At 66.3% G+C, this 13,332-nt stretch carries 11 protein-coding genes; 6 read left to right on the forward strand and 5 right to left on the reverse strand.

Annotated features, from left to right (window positions below):
* Nucleotides 1-449: 449 nt before the first annotated feature.
* Nucleotides 450-1,742, reverse strand: coding sequence for an MFS transporter (locus LFT46_RS15340; RefSeq protein ID WP_236799256.1), 1,293 nt, complete (start codon nt 1,740-1,742; stop codon nt 450-452).
* A complete protein-coding gene (ftsW, locus tag LFT46_RS15345; protein ID WP_236799257.1) occupies nt 1,726-3,036 on the reverse strand; it encodes a putative lipid II flippase FtsW in 1,311 nt (436 codons plus the stop codon). Before ftsW ends, LFT46_RS15340 begins: the two co-directional genes overlap by 17 nt.
* 203 nt (nt 3,037-3,239) lie before the next feature.
* On the opposite strand from ftsW, the gene LFT46_RS15350 reads away from it, so the two are divergent.
* Genes LFT46_RS15350 through LFT46_RS15365 form a run of 4 tightly spaced genes read left to right on the forward strand, consistent with a single transcriptional unit; the run spans nt 3,240 to nt 6,816 of the window.
* Nucleotides 3,240-4,775, forward strand: coding sequence for an LCP family protein (locus LFT46_RS15350; RefSeq protein WP_236799258.1), 1,536 nt, complete (start codon nt 3,240-3,242; stop codon nt 4,773-4,775).
* A 59-nt stretch (nt 4,776-4,834) separates the two neighbouring features.
* Complete coding sequence (locus LFT46_RS15355; RefSeq protein WP_236799259.1) at nt 4,835-5,161, forward strand: ArsR/SmtB family transcription factor; 327 nt, start codon at nt 4,835-4,837, stop codon at nt 5,159-5,161.
* On the forward strand, nt 5,158-5,895 hold the full coding sequence (locus LFT46_RS15360; protein WP_236799260.1) for a cation diffusion facilitator family transporter: 738 nt from the start codon (nt 5,158-5,160) through the stop codon (nt 5,893-5,895). The genes LFT46_RS15355 and LFT46_RS15360 overlap by 4 nt, the downstream gene beginning before the upstream one ends.
* A 3-nt stretch (nt 5,896-5,898) precedes the next feature.
* Nucleotides 5,899-6,816: a cation diffusion facilitator family transporter gene (locus tag LFT46_RS15365; RefSeq protein ID WP_236799261.1), complete on the forward strand. Its 918-nt coding sequence runs from the start codon at nt 5,899-5,901 to the stop codon at nt 6,814-6,816.
* 33 nt (nt 6,817-6,849) lie between these two features.
* Here the strand turns inward: LFT46_RS15365 and LFT46_RS15370 are convergent, their stop codons facing one another.
* Nucleotides 6,850-8,028: an acyltransferase family protein gene (locus LFT46_RS15370; protein WP_236799262.1), complete on the reverse strand. Its 1,179-nt coding sequence runs from the start codon at nt 8,026-8,028 to the stop codon at nt 6,850-6,852.
* A 145-nt stretch (nt 8,029-8,173) separates the two neighbouring features.
* Here LFT46_RS15370 and LFT46_RS15375 point away from each other — a divergent pair, with 145 nt between their 5' ends.
* Nucleotides 8,174-8,911 carry a GAF and ANTAR domain-containing protein gene (locus tag LFT46_RS15375; RefSeq protein ID WP_236799263.1) on the forward strand — a complete coding sequence of 246 codons (738 nt, stop codon included), beginning with the start codon at nt 8,174-8,176 and terminating at the stop codon, nt 8,909-8,911.
* A gap of 448 nt (nt 8,912-9,359) precedes the next feature.
* Here the strand turns inward: LFT46_RS15375 and LFT46_RS15380 are convergent, their stop codons facing one another.
* Nucleotides 9,360-11,072 carry a phospholipase C gene (locus tag LFT46_RS15380; RefSeq protein WP_236820260.1) on the reverse strand — a complete coding sequence of 571 codons (1,713 nt, stop codon included), beginning with the start codon at nt 11,070-11,072 and terminating at the stop codon, nt 9,360-9,362.
* Nucleotides 11,073-11,309: 237 nt separating this feature from the next.
* Between LFT46_RS15380 and LFT46_RS15385 the strand changes: the two genes are divergently transcribed.
* Entirely contained in the window at nt 11,310-11,726 is a 417-nt protein-coding gene (locus LFT46_RS15385; RefSeq protein ID WP_236799266.1) for a VOC family protein, read from the forward strand.
* Between the two features lie 47 nt (nt 11,727-11,773).
* Here the strand turns inward: LFT46_RS15385 and LFT46_RS15390 are convergent, their stop codons facing one another.
* Entirely contained in the window at nt 11,774-13,231 is a 1,458-nt protein-coding gene (locus tag LFT46_RS15390; RefSeq protein ID WP_236820261.1) for an FAD-dependent monooxygenase, read from the reverse strand.
* Nucleotides 13,232-13,332 lie beyond the last annotated feature (101 nt).

Consider the following 13,332-nt stretch of genomic DNA (forward strand, 5'->3'; position numbering starts at 1 on the left):
GGGCAAGGCAAGGGTGACCGCGCGGCTAATGACGCGCCCGGGCCCGGATAAGTGCTGCCGCCAGAAGTCCTGCACACCCGAGTGAAGCCAGCATGCCACCAAGAGCCACGAAGTAATCGGTAATGGTCATTGTCCTGCGCTCCTTCCCTGCTACCGCCTGATGGGCACAAGCTACCCGGCGAAACTCAGGCTTCCCTGAAGGATCGCCGGCAGGTTTGATCAAGATCCGGTTAAGGAGACCTGCGGGCATCCGCATACTTTGACCCGCGATCTTCCCTGCATCACGGCATTCCGTATTATTCAGGCATGTGGACTAAACAAAGCCAGAGCTTCTGCCCCCGGTGCGGCAGGAACACCAATCACGTCACCCATTTCCAAAAGGACGACGCCGGCAGCCTGGTTGCGGACGTCCGCTGTGCAGAATGCCGGGAGGCTGCGGGGGCGGTCGCCTAGGCAGTTAGGTCGCCGGAGCGGCCAGGACGGACGACGGCGAAAATCGCCAATGCTGCTGCCTGCACCACCGTGACGGTGACGGCCAGGGCAAAGACCGACTGCTGGTAGAGGAGGCCGATGAGGAAACTTCCCGCCAGCCAGGCCAGGCCGTAACAGGCGGTGAACATTCCGTAGGCGCTCCCCCGTTTGTTGGCCGGTGCCAGGCCCGCCACGCCGGCACGCATAGTGCTCTCCTGCATCCCCATCGACGCTCCCCACACCAGCACACCTGCCACTGCAAGCCCGGTGTTGTTACTGAAGCCAAGCCACGGAACCGCGGCGGCCAGCACCGGCAGGACCAGCAGGACCCGCAGCCCAACCCGGTCAAAAAGCCAGCCCGAGCCCAGGGCTGCCACCGCGTCCACACCCATTGCCGCGGCGTAAAGCACCGGAACCAGCGCCGGCGGGAGCAGCCCTGTGGCCACCAAGTGAAACGAAAGCAGTCCAAACGTGGCGTAGCCGAACATTGTCAGGCTGCTGAACGCAGCGTAAAGCCAGTACTGGCGCGGCATTCCGGCAGCGCCGCCGGGAACAGGAATGGCCGCGTTGCGCTCCGCTCCAGGGGGCTCCGCATCGGCCTGCTCCACGCCGCCTGCAGGCTGCGGGTTGCCCGGCTGGGCGGCGGCGAGTTCGTAGACGCCAGGATCGGGAACTCTGCGCTTCAGCCAGAACAAGACCAGCATGGCCGCAAGTCCGGGCACAGCCAGCAGCAGGAAACCGGGCCCGTAGCTGCCGGAAAGCGCCAGGGCCACCCCCACCAGCAGTGGCCCCACCAACGCCCCCACCTGGTCCAGTGCTTCATGAAGCGCGAATGCCTTTCCCTGGCCCAGCGCGGAACCGGCCTCCGCCAGCATGGTGTCCTTCGCGGGGCTCCTCACGGCCTTGCCCAAGCGCTCGGCCAGGACCAGCAGGCAGGCGACCCACAGTGCGTCGGTGACTCCGAGCAGGGGCACTGAGACCGCGGTCAGGGCATAACCGCTGATGGCCAGCGCCCACCGCAGCCCGGGCCTGTCAGCAAGCCGCCCAAACACCAGGCGGAGGACCAGGGCCACGGCTTCACCGGCACCGGTGACCACACTGATCAGGAGCGCCGATGCGCCCAGCGCACCGAGGAACGGCCCGGTAACGCTCCGCGCACCCTCGTACACCATGTCCATCAGCGCGCTGATGATGCCGAAAGCCAGGATGAAGCGGACGGCAGTCATGGGCGCGGCGGGAAGCGCCCCTCCGGCGTTACCGCTGGTGCGCATGCTCCCGGGCCTGCTTCACAGCACTATCAGGCACAGCGCCGCTTAATCCAGCACGATTCGACCCGGCACCGCGACGGAGTGCGCGGCCCACGCGGGTGCCACGGCGGGATGGTGGAACAGTACCTTCCGGACGCGTCACCGCCAGGATCACTCCGATTCCTGCCAGGGACGAAACCATCGCCGACCCGCCGTATGAGATGAACGGCAGGGGCACGCCAATAACGGGCAGCAGCCCGCTGACCATGGAAATGTTGATCACCGCCTGCCCCAGGATCCAGGTGATCACGCTGCAGGCCACGATCCGCGAGAAGGTATCCGTGGTCCGGGCGATGGTCTTGAACACGGCAATGGCCAGGGTGGCGAACAGGCCCAGCACCAGCAGCGAGCCGGCCAAGCCAAGTTCCTCGCCCAGGATGGAGAAGATGAAGTCGTTATGGGCTTCCGGGATCCAGTTCCACTTCTGCCGGCTCTGCCCCAGGCCCACGCCGAACCAGCTGCCGGAAGCCAGTGCGTATGTGCCGTGCTGCGCCTGGTAGCCCATGCCCTGCGCGTCCTCGTCAGACCCCATGCCCAGCCAGGAGGAGATGCGCCCCATCCTGTTGCCGCTGGTGGCTGCCAGCACCAGGGCTGCCGCCGCGCAGATCAGCCCGGCCACAGAGAACACCTTCATCCGCACGCCGCCGTAGAACATGGTGGCGGCCAGGATCATCATGATGATCAAGGTGGTGCCCAGGTCGTGCCCCAGCGCCACGATGCCCATAATCAGTGCACCGGCCGGTGCCAGCGGCATGACCGCGTGCTTCCACTGCCCAAGCAGGGCCTGCTTCCGGTCCAGGATCCAGGCTCCCCACACAATCAGCGAGAGCTTGGCGAATTCGGACGGCTGGGCCGTGAAACCACCCACACTGAGCCAGTTCCGGTTGCCGTTCACGGTCATGCCCAGCGGCGTGAACACCAGCACCAGGGCAAACAGTGAACCGATCAGCATCGGCCAGCCCAGCCACCGGATCCGCCGCACGGGCATCCGCGCCAGCACCAGCATGATCGCCGCGCCGGCCACGGTCCACATGGCCTGCTTCAGGGGAAGATCGTACGGATTGTTTCCTGCCGCCACGGATTCCACGGACGACGCCGACGCCACCTCCACGAGTCCGATCCCTGAGAGCGTGAGCACCACTGCCAGGATCAGCGGCCGCAGGCGGCCCGGCGAGTCGTCCTCCAGCCATACCGCCAGTTTGCCCAGCCTGCGCCGGGCAGGAGGACGCGTAACGCGCTGCTTTTGTCCTGTACTCATCTGTCCGTTCCTCAGCCTGAACATCCGCGGTTTCCCGCAGGGCCGGGCCAGCGGCCCGGGCGGGTACCGCCGAAAAGAAAGAGTACGCCCACCCCGCTACTGGAGGGCGACGGGACACCCGCCAAGTCAAGGGTTTTAGGCGAATTGCCAGCTTCGGCCTGTAGGGTAGCGGAAACCTGTCCCCTCCCGAAGGTCCTTTTGTCGTGTTCGGTTCCAGAAAATCTCCCGGCCCGGAACAGGAAAGCTCCAGCCCCCTCGCCTACCCCGGTCAGGGTGAGCTGTACGCCACCAGTTCGCGCCACCTCCGGCCCCTCCGCCGTCGTGCCCCACGCTGGGTCAAGGTCCTCACTGCTGTGGTGTCCGTGCTGCTCCTGGCCGTCCTGGCGTTTGGCGGCTACTGGGCCTGGCGCCTGCAGTCCAACATCAGCACTTCGCAGCTGTCCGCGGGCGGACAGCGCACGGAGGGGGCCGCGAATGACAACACGGACCGGCTGCAGATCCTGGTGCTGGGCTCGGACACGCGGAGCGGCAACAACAGCCAATACGGCACCGCGGACCAATCCTCCGGCTACGGGCAGTCCGACGTGATGATGCTGCTGGACATTTCCGCGGACAACAACCACGTGAACGTCATCAGCTTCCCCCGCGACCTTTTGGTGGATGTGCCTTCGTGCACGGATTCCAAGACCAACCAAACGTATCCCGGGCAAAAGAGCGCGATGATCAACAGCGCCATGGCCCAGGCAGGCATCGGCTGTGCCGTGGATACGGTGAACAAGCTGACGGGCCTTGAGGTGGACCACTTCATGATGGCGGACTTCAACGCCGTCAAGGAGCTGTCCAACGCGGTAGGCGGCGTGGAGGTCTGCGTGACCGAGGCCGTCAATGATCCCGATTCGCACCTGAACCTGCCGGCGGGCACCTCTCAGGTGCAGGGCGACCAGGCGCTGGCCTTCCTGCGGACCCGGCACGGGTTCGCCAACGGCGGGGACCTGGGCCGCATCCAGGCGCAGCAGGGCTTCCTTGCCTCGCTCAGCCGCAAGCTCAAGTCCGAGGGCACCCTCGGCAACCCGCAAAAGGTCCTGAGCATCGCCGACACCATCACCAAGAACCTGACGGTGGATTCCGGCCTGGCCTCGGCCCCGTCCCTGCTGACCATCGCCAACCGGCTGAAGAACATCGATCCGGCCAACATCAACTTCATCACCGTACCCACCGTCCCCGCGCCGCAGGACCCCAACCGGCTGGCTCTCGACGAGCCGGCTGCATCCAACTTCTTCAAGGCCCTGCGCAACAGCCCGGACCTGAGCCAGCCTGCGCCGGCAGCACCTGAGACGCCGGCAACGCCCGCTGCACCGGCCTATGACAAGTCGCTGCAGCCGGTCTCCATCGCCAACGGCACCGGTGTGACCGGCCGCAGCAAGGCGATCGCAGGGTTGCTGTCCGACGCCGGGTTCACCAAGCTCACCCAGTTGCCGGCCCAGGCGCAGGGCCAGACCATGGTGTACTACTCCGCCGGGTTCGAGGACGTGGCAGCCGACGTTGCCGCGCTGTTCGGCCTGCCGGCAAGCAGCGTCCAGCAGGTTGCCAACATCCAGGGCGTGCAACTGTACGCCGGCACGGACTTTGCGTCCGGCACCAAACCCGCCGCCCCGCCGTCGTCCGCTGACTCCTCCGGAAGCGTGGTGGCTCAGACCGGCAGCGACCAGAAGTGCCAGGCGGCCAACCCGCTGGGATAGCAGAACCTCCAGCACGATCCAGCTTTGCCTGAATACAGCCCCGGCTGTACCTTTAGGACATGCAGACCCTCACCCACGCTCCGGTGCTGGCCCGGTTCGGTTATGCGGTATCGGATCCCACCCGCGCCCGCGTGCTGCTGGCCCTTGCGGAGGGTCCGTCATATCCGTCGGACCTGGCGGACAGCCTTGCCGTATCCCGGCAAAGCATGTCCAACCACCTGACCTGCCTGCGCGGCTGCGGCCTGGTGGTTGCGGTTCCGGACGGGCGGCGGAGCCGGTATGAGCTGGCGGATGCGCGGATCGGACATGCCATCAAGGACCTGCTGAGCGTAGTCCTGGCGGTGGATCCTGCCTGCTGCGCACCCGACGGGGAGTGCCTGGCATGACCGCCCCCAACGTGGCCGGCACCCAGCGGCGGCGGGTCCTGAGCCGTCGGATCAGGCTCTTCGCGGCGGCCACCATCACGTACAACATCATCGAGGCCATCGTGGCGCTGTGGGCCGGCGGCACAGCTGATTCAGCTGCGCTGATCGGCTTTGGCCTGGACTCCGTGATCGAAGTAGCCTCCGCGCTGGCGCTGTCCTGGCAGTTCTCAGCCAAGGACCCAGAGCGGCGCGAGCACCTGACGCTGCGGATCATTGCCGTGTCGTTCTTCGCCCTGGCCGCGTTCGTGGCCGTGGACTCCATCCGCTCCCTGGCCGGCGCCGGGGAAGCGCAGCACTCCCTGCCGGGCATTGTGATTGCCGCGCTTAGCCTGTTCATCATGCCCGTCCTGTCCTGGGGTCAGCGCCGGGCCGGGCGGGAGCTCGGGTCCAGGACGGCCGTGGCGGACTCCAAGCAGACGCTGTTGTGCACCTATCTTTCCGCCGTGCTCCTGGTGGGCCTGGTCCTGAACAGCACACTGGGCTGGTGGTGGGCCGACGCCGGCGCAGCACTGGTCATCGCGGGCATTGCCGTCCGTGAAGGCATCAACGCCTGGCGTGGGGACGCGTGCTGCACTGTTCCGCACGCGGCGGAAGCCGCCGACGAACAGGACGGCTGCTGCCCGGGCTGCGCCAGCCCTGATTCAACATCAGTCGGCCTGCAGCCGCTTGGCCTGCCGACCATCGGGAAGGGCTGACCCGTGGGCCACGACCACAGCCACGACGTGGCCGATCCCCAAAGCCAGCGCGGCAAGCTGCTGCTGGTTTTCGCCATCACGTTCACGGTGATGGTTGCCGAGATCGTGGGCACGGTCCTCACCGGCAGCCTGGCCTTGCTGGCCGACGCCGGGCACATGTTCACCGACTCCGCCGGGCTGCTCATTGCCGTGATTGCGGCGTCGCTGGCCCTGAAGCCGCCAACCTTCAAGCGCACCTGGGGCTACAAGCGCGCCGAGATCCTCGCCGCGGCCGGGCAGGCTGCCCTGCTGCTGGGGGTGGGCGGCTTCGTGATCGTGGAGGGCATCCGCCGCCTGTTCGAACCGCCGGAGGTGGGTGGTTCACTGATGCTGTGGTTCGGTGTGACCGGCCTGGCCGGCAACGCCGTGGGGCTGCTGGTGCTCGCCTCCGGCCGCCACCACAGCTTCAACATGAAGGCTGCGTTCCTCGAGGTGCTCAATGATGCCCTCGGTTCCGTTGCCGTGATCGTCGCCGCGCTGGTCATTGCCCTGACTGGATGGACCCGGGCTGACGCCGTCGTATCCCTTCTCATCGGCGTGCTGATCATCCCGCGGACGCTGAAGCTGCTGCGGGACACGGTGAATGTGCTGATGGAAAGCACTCCCCCGGGCCTGGACCTGGCCGAGGTCCGCCGGCACATCCTGGCGCTGCCCCATGTCATCGACGTCCACGACCTGCACGCCTCCCTGGTGGCCTCCGGTGTGCCGGTCCTGTCCGCACATGTCACCGTGCAGGACGGGTGCATGCGTGACGGTCATTCGGCCACCATCCTGGCGGATCTGCAGCGCTGCGTGGCCCAGGACTTCGACGTCAGCGTGGAGCACTCCACCTTCCAGATCGAACCCGCCGCGCACCGCGACCAGGAAAGCATCCCGCACTGATTTCCAGAACCGGCGTTTGGTCGGCCGAACGGTTCAGCCTGCCGACGCGGAAACGGGCGTCTTGGACGGCTCCGTCGTGGAAGGCACGACGGCGGGTTCGAGCCTTTTGTTCGCCCAGCGGCGCAGCGGGCGCTCAACCCAGCGGAAGGACGCGAAGGCCAGCAGCACGGTGAGTGCCGCGGTCAGGACGATCCGGAGCGGCAGTTCCGGGATCAGCGGCATCAGCAGCAGGTAGACCGGAAGGTGCCAGAGGTACATGCCGTAGGACATGTCGCGGCCGGGGCGGGCAAGCCAGGGGTGGCTGAGGATGCGTGACAGGAAGCCGGCCGGCTGGAGGACCAGGGAACCGATCAGCACCGCGGACAGCAGTGCGAGCGCGGCGGGCCCGGCCGTCCAGAACACGTTGAACCAGGTGCCGGGGGTGTCCGGTTCCTTCAGCAGGAACAGTGCGGCCACAAGGGCGACGCCGGCCAGGGGCGCGGCCCAGCGGGATGCCGACAGCAGCCCTGCATGCAGCCGCGAGCCGTGGCGCACGGCGGTGAACAGCAGGGCCAGGGCGCAGCCAATCAGCAGTTCGTCAGCCCGGGTATCCGGACCGTTGTAGATGCGGTCCAGCGGTTCGCCGGCGTTGACCAGCAGGAACCGGTTCAGTACGAAGGCGGCCGCCAGGGCCACGGTGGCGACGGCTGCGCTGCGGACCTTCAAGAACCGGAGCATCACCAGCAGGAGCAGCGGCCACACCAGGTAGAACTGTTCCTCAACGGCCAGGGTCCAGGTGGGGCCAAGCGTTTCACCGGCGATGGAGTCACCGAACATGCCGAAGTGGGCCAGGTTCATCACGTAGGCGGCGGCCGGAAGGACAAAGCCCGCCTGCCCGCCCCAGCCTGAGGCAGGGAACAGGAAGCCGCCGGCGAGGATCACCGCGCAGAGCACCAGCAGTGCCGGCCAGAGCCGGGCCAGGCGCTTGCCGTAGAAGATGCCGAGATGGAGACGACCGGTGGCGAGCCGTTCCTTCATGATCAGCAGCGTGATGACGAAGCCGCTGAGCGTGAAGAACACGTCCACCCCGATGGACCCGCCGGGCGTCGCCTCCGTGGCGGTATGGAAGAAGAAAACGCCGGCGACGGCGACGGTCCGGAGGCCGTCCAAGGCATGCTTGCGTCCGGCGATGATGCCCGTTTCGGGCGCCGCCGGGCGATCTGGCGCTGACATCAATCCACTGCTCAACCTCAAAACCACTAAGCAAGCATATATAACGTTTCCATAACTGGACTGACAGGAGGCTGGGAGAACGCTGACTTCCGGTCTGGACATATCGCCCCTTGTGGCTGCCAGCCCACACTTCTAGGGTGAACTCATGGTTGAGCAGGACATGGTGGATGACCTCGAAGGGCTTGTGGATCTTGTCGCTGGGATGGAGGACATCAAATCCGTGCTGGACGGTCTCACCGGACTTGCTGCGGCCAGCATGAGCGGCACCCTTGGAGTGCCCGTTGAGTGCGCCGTGACACTGCACCGGCGAAAGCGAACGGCCACCATAGGCGGAAGCAGCGGCCGGGCGACGGTAATTGACCGCATTGAACAAAGCCTGGGTGACGGCCCCTGCATCGAGGCCCTGGAAAGCGCCGCCCCCGTTCTCCTGGGTGACGTGGCGTCGGACCCGCGGTGGCCGGAGTATCGCAGCGCGTTGTCCGCCGCAGGCATGGGCGGATCGCTGGGCATCCCGATGAATTTGGAGGACGATGCCGGTGCGGTCCTTGATTACTTCGCTCCCGCCAGTGGGCTCTTCGATGAGCAGGCCGTGGCGGACGGGGTGCGGTTCGCCGACATGGCAGGCAAGGCGCTCCGCCTGGCCGTCCGGATCGCGGCGGCTGACCAGCGTGCCGAGAACCTCAGGGCGGCAATGGATACGAGGACCGTGATCGACCTGGCCTGCGGGATCATCATGGCGGAGAACAAGTGCAGCAAGGACAGGGCTTTCGAGATCCTTCGCAGCGCCTCCAATACCCGGAACCAAAAGCTCAATGATCTGGCCGAGTCCCTCGTGAACCGCTATGCACCGCCGGAGGAAGCCAAGGCGCACTTCGAGGATTAAGTCCCCCAAAAACCAGACCGGGAGCCAGCGACGCTGCTGGCTCCCGGAGGGTACGACGCGAATGTGGCCCACCCCCGAAACTGGATTTCCCTGGGCCACACCCGCGCCAGCTTGCGGGGGTTGCGTCACAGGGGGTGCGGTCTGCCAAGGCCCCGGCATGAACAGGCGGGCGCGGCATCGTTGGTTCCTGAGACGGCAACAGAGGGGACCGTCTGCCTGACCTGGTCCCAGCCTAGCGCTCCCCAGTGCCCGGACATAGGGACTAAATCCCCAATAATTTCCCCCAATTAATGATTCTGTCGCGTGCGGCCCCTTGACTACCTGACACAACAAGATTTCGCCCTCTCAGTGCCCTTCACCAGCAGCTGCACCGTCGGCTCGGGCATCACAGGAGACACTGAAGAGCCCGGCGCCCCAGGAGGGGCGCCGGGCTCGGCGGGTACGCTTTTTACTGCGGACCGCAGCCCTTGCCGGACGTGTCGCTGCCCTTACTGGAATGGGTAATGGACGCGACGGCGCCGGTCTGCTCATCGAGCATCACCTTGTCGTTCCGCGAGTGGTGGAAGTTGAACATGCCGCTAATCGATCCCGCCACGGCGTCGGCTGAAGAGTCGCCGATCTGCCCGGTGCTCCAGTTGTCTTCGATGAAGCGCAGGACCGAGGCCTGGTCGGTCTGGGTGTGGTCCACGAAGTTCTTCTTCGCGTACGGGGAAATGACCACCAGCGGCTGCCGCGGGCCCGGGCCGCAGCGGTCGGTGTAGCCGCCGGCCATGGGCACTCCTACGGCCGCGGCACTTTGGCACCAGCCGGCGTCGTCTGTGGTGTTGGAGGAATTCTTCACCTGTGCGGCCACGTGGTCGTACCAGCCGTCGGAGTCGTCATAGGCGATCACGACGGCGGTGTCCTCCCAGTTCCTGGACTGCTGGATCTGGTTGACGGTTTTGGTGATGAAGTTCTGCTCGTCCACTGGGTCCGAGTAGGCGGCATGGCCGTCCTGGTACATCCCCGCCTTGAGGAAGGACACAGCGGGCATGTTGTCTGTGTTGACCACCTTTTCGAAATCGGTCAGGTCGTACTGGTGGTTGGCCTGGCCGTTGTGGCCGATCTCCTCATCTGCGGCGGGGGCCAGGTGATGGGGGTTGGCCGTGGAGGAGTAGTACTGGAACGGCTGGTGGTGCGGGGAGTAGTCCACCACGGAGGCGCTGGCGGCATTGGCGTGGCTGGACAGGCAGGAGGCCGGTGTGGTCGCTGTCGCCGGGGTGGTGGGTGTGAACCCGCCCTGGAACCAGCCCCATGAGGTGCCCTTGGCGTTGAGCAGGTCCCCGATATTGGTGCCGCTCATGCCAGCGAGGTTGTTGCTCTTGACATGGCTGTTGTTGGAGCAGTCGTCGTAGACAGGGTCGGGGTCGTTGATGACGGTGCCCACTCCGTTCGCATCGGGCTGGCGGACGGTGCTGCTGCCGGCTGCCGGCGTGGCCACGGGCGCTCCAGCGGCGGTGTACTCCTTGGCGCCATGGGTTTGGCCGGAAACCAGGTTGAGGGCGCCGGGGGTGGACGGACCGAAGACCGTGCTGAAGTGGTTGTCGCTCATGGCGTAGTTCTGGGCGTAGTTCCAGGTGCCGGTGACGGTGTTGCCGTCGTAGTAGTCCATAGTCAGGCCGGGGCGGCCGTACTGGTTGGTGCCGCAGGCGTCGCGGCTGGTGAACTGGACAAACTGGTCCATTGCCCCGCCGTTGTAGGCCTTTTGCTCGGCGGTGTAGCCGTGGTCCTGGTCGCACGTGACGGCCTGCATCGGCGAGAGCCGGGCAGGCTGGACCGAGTTTGGGTTGTTGGGTGCCAGCAGGCCCGCCTTGGCCAAGGTATTGATGTCCTTGGGCGTGTCCCCCGCCGCGGTGAATGCGGACGCCGGGGTACCTGTGCCCTGCTGGGTTTCACCTGCTATGTTCGCCGCCTTGGGGTAGGTGGCGAAGTAGTGGTCGAAGGAGACGTTCTCCTGGAAGATCACCACAACGTGCTTGATAGGAGTAGCTGTGCTGCCGTCACCATCGGCGGCGGCGGGGCCGGCGAAGCCTGCGGTCAGGGTGCAGGCTGCAAGTGCCGCCGCGCCCGTGGCGGCGGCCATCCGCTTCCTGCTGATTCGTTGTCCTTGGGACGAACTCATTGGGGGAGCCTCTCAAATTGGTAATAGCCGGGGCCCCCCAAGCTACTTTCGCGCAATTAACCCCTCCCGCCTTGCGGATGAACGCCTGTTCACCTTCCGGTCACGCGCCATCTGCCTGGCGCTGCCGGCCCGGGCTCTCGGTCATCCCCACCCTGCGGACGGGACCCCTTCTCGGCATTCCCCGGCGCTGTTAGCATGGCCGTGCTGACAACGATGTCCGTCCATGAAGGAGCCCAAATGCCCACGCGCCTCAACCCCTACCTGAGCTTCCGCAGCAACGCACGGGAAGCCATGGAATTCTACAAAGACGTCTTCGGCGGCGAGCTGAACGTGAGCACGTTCGCAGATTTTCATGCAAGCCAGGATCCCGCTGAGGACAACCTGGTGATGCATGCACAGCTTGACGGCCCATCGGGGCTGACCTTGATGGCATCGGACACTCCGGCCCGCATGGACTACAACCCCGGGAACACCTTCAGTGTGTCCCTCAGCGGTGACGATGAAGCCGAGCTGCGGGGCTACTGGGACAAGCTGTCCGAGGGCGGCACCGTGACAATGCCGCTGGAGAAGGCCATCTGGGGCGACGCCTTCGGCATGTGCACCGACAAGTTCGGCATCCAGTGGCTGGTCAACATCGCGGGCCCCAAGGAGTAGCTGCCGGATCCAGTAACTGCAGCACCCTTGGCGGCCCAAACAACCTCTCAGCAGCCAACGCCACTGCGACCAAACCAGGTGGCAAGCGCCTCAGGGAGCCCCTCCACTGAGCCTTCACCCACCCAGGCGACGTAACCGTCGGGCCGGACCAGGACCGCCGTGGGTGCATCCACCGCGCCCAGCACGGGAAGCTGCCACGCGCCGTCGCAAATTGCCCTGACATGCTGCACCCGGCCCGCCCATGCGCCCGGCTCCAGCACCGGGCCGCTGAATTCAAGAAGCACCGGCCGGCCCTGGTGCAGGAACTGGTACACCCGGCCTGGACCTTGGGCAGTTGTGATGTCCAGGTCGGGCATGCGGCGGCCAAGCAGCGGATGGCCGGGCCCCAGGTCGTAGGCGACGTCGAGTCCGCTGACCAGGGCGGCGATCGGGGCGCCGGCATCATCGACGCGGAGCACCTCGTCCAGCAGGTCGCGCAGGGCCTCCTGCCGGGGATCGGCCTTCTGGAACAGGGACTGGGCCATCGTGTACTTGAGCGACCGGGCCCCGGCAGGATGGCGCTCCGCATGGTAGGTGTCCAGCAGCTCCTCGCCTGAGATCCCCAGCACCGCCTGCCCCAGCTTCCAGCCAAGGTTGACCGCGTCCTGCAGCCCCAGCCCGATGCCCAGGCCACCTGTAGGTGAGTGGACATGCGCCGCGTCTCCGGCGAGCAGCACCCTGCCCTTCCGGTAGGCCTCTGCCTGCCGGGTGGCGTCGGTGAAGCGCGAAAGCCAGATGGGGCTGTGCACGCCGAAGTCCGTGCCAAACACATCGATGAGAGCCTTCTTCAAGTCGGCCAGGGTTGGCTCGGTGGCCGGGCCCAGCGCGGCCTCGGTGACCACCACCCGGACCACGCCGTCCCCCATCGGGTACAGTCCATGAATGCCCCGGGCGTCCACTTTCCCCTGCTGGCCGGGCTCCCCCGCCACCTTCACCTCAGCGATCAGGCTGCTCCGGGTCGCATCCGGACCCACCAACGGGATGCCGGCCGAACGCCGCACCACGCTGCGCCCACCGTCGGTGCCCACGACATACCTGCCGCGCACCGGCCCCTCGCCTGCGAGCTCTACGTCTGCGCCGGCGTCGTCCGCTGAAACACCGGTCACCTCCATGCCGCGCCGGATCTGCACACCCAGCTCCTCCACCCACTCAAGCAGCAGCCGCTCAATGTGGTTTTGAAACAGAGCCAGCGTGTAGGGGTGGCGCGTGGGCAAGCCGGTCAGGTCCAGCTGGGTGCTGCCGAAGGCGGCGGTCTGAAGCGTCTTGCCCTCGGCGAGGAACCGGCCGGCGATGCCGCGCTGGTCCAGCAGCTCGATGGTGCGTGAATGGATGCCGCCGCCACGCGAGCCGGCCAACTCCTGGGACGGTCGCCGCTCCAGGACAAGGGCGTCCACCCCCGCCAGCCGCAGCTCGCCCGCAAGCATCAGCCCCGTGGGGCCGCTCCCCACTATTACTACGTCGTGCATACCCAACCGTCCCCTTCCTTTTCGACCGCCAGTATGCGGCGCGACGGGGGCCTTGCGGCAAGGCCCCCGTCGCGCGGTACTTTGGAAATGGAAGGAACGCT

It is taken from the genome of Arthrobacter sp. FW306-07-I (assembly GCF_021800405.1).
In the GTDB taxonomy this organism is placed as follows: domain Bacteria; phylum Actinomycetota; class Actinomycetes; order Actinomycetales; family Micrococcaceae; genus Arthrobacter.